At 72.8% G+C, this 1450-nt stretch carries 1 protein-coding gene; it reads right to left on the bottom strand.

What is annotated here, in order from left to right; genetic code table 11:
- Positions 1 to 136: 136 nt before the first annotated feature.
- Positions 137 to 1372, bottom strand: coding sequence for an MFS transporter (locus tag ACSNOK_RS33005; protein ID WP_436784470.1), 1236 nt, complete (start codon positions 1370 to 1372; stop codon positions 137 to 139).
- Between the last annotated feature and the right edge of the window lie 78 nt (positions 1373 to 1450).

Here is a 1450-nt window from a genome sequence, read left to right as displayed (position 1 = left end):
GGGTGGTGGAGGTGGCGGTGGAGGTGGCGGTGCTGGTCATGGTCGTTCGCTTTCCGTACGTAGTGATCAGGGGAGGTGTTCAGAGGTGTTCGCAGGCATTCCGGCCGGGGCCTCGTACCGACCCCGGACCCGGGCCTCAGGAAGCCCGCTTCGCGGGGAACCCGTGGACGCGGGCGCCGACCACCACGGCGAGCACGGGCGCCAGCAGCAGGAGCACCGACCACGGCAGCGAGAAGTGGCCGAGCCCGTCGAGGAGGAGGCCGCCGACGACCCCGCCGCCCGCCATGGCCACGTTCCAGAGGGTGACCAGCATCGCCTGCGCCGCGTCGGCCGACTCGCCGCCCGCCTGGCCGACGGCGGTCTGCAGGAGAGTCGGGACACCGCCCCAGCCCAGGCCCCACAGGGCGGCGGCGACGTAGACGAGAGCCGGGCTGTCGGAGAAGACGGCGAAGACGGCGGCGGACGCGGCGACCAGGAGGGCGGAGGCGATGGTGAGGGCCCGCAGCCGGCGGTGGATGTGGGCGCCCACGAACCAGATGCCGGCCAGCGACGCGATGCCGAAGGTCAGCAGGACGAGGTCGGCCGAACCGCCCATGCCCAGGTGGTCGAGGAAGGTGGCGATGTAGGCGTAGAGGATGGTGTGAGCCAGGACGAACACCGTGGTGACGAACAGCGCGGGCGTCACGCCCGGCACCTTCAGCACCCGCAGCATCGGGGCACGGGCGCCGCGCGCCTGGCCGGGGTGGTCGGGAACCACGGCGGCGATCCAGCCGAGGACGACGACGCTGAGCGCGGTCATGGCCAGGAACGCCACGCGCCACCCGAGCACCTCGCCGAGGAAGGTCCCGGCGGGCACGCCCAGGGAGAGGGCCACCGGTATGCCCGCCATAGCGATCGCGATGGCCTTGCCCTCCAGCCCGGCGGGCGCCATGCGGCGCGCGTACCCGACGAGCAGGGCCCAGGCCAGCCCGGCGGCCACACCGGCCAGGGCACGGGCCACCATGGTCAGGGCGTAATCGGACGAGACGGCGGTGACCGTGTTCGCGACGGCGAATCCCGCCATCGACGTCAGCAGCAGGCGCTTCCGTCCCCACCCCGCGGTGGCCGCCGTCAGGGGGATCGCCGTGAGGAACGTTCCGACCGCGTAGACGGTGATGGTCTGGCCCGTCGCCGACTCGCTCACGCCCAGGTCACCGCTCATCGCGGGCAGCAGGCCCGCCGGAAGGGTCTCCGTGAGGCTGGTGATGAAGACGGCCGTGGCGAGGGCGAGCAGGGCCAGGAGCGGCAGTTTGCCGTTCGGGGGCGTGGCGGTGACGGTGGTGGCGGTGCGGGACGAGGACGAGGACGAGGGTGTTCGTTCTGCTGTGCGCATGGCGGTGATCCCAACTCTCTCTTTCGCTGGGGGCGTTCGGGGAGGCGACGGTCAAGGGCGGGGCGAGCCGCTGGGGGG

The sequence above is a fragment of the Streptomyces sp. URMC 126 genome (assembly GCF_051386555.1).
In the GTDB taxonomy this organism is placed as follows: domain Bacteria; phylum Actinomycetota; class Actinomycetes; order Streptomycetales; family Streptomycetaceae; genus Streptomyces.
The sequence above is the reverse complement of the archived record's forward strand: the minus strand, read 5'-3'. Positions and strand labels throughout refer to the sequence as shown.

What these genes read in the sequence shown, in the direction of transcription:
- ACSNOK_RS33005 (WP_436784470.1), bottom strand. Translation starts at nt 1,372, where the DNA reads ATGCGCACAGCAGAACGAACACCCTCGTCCTCGTCCTCGTCCCGCACC.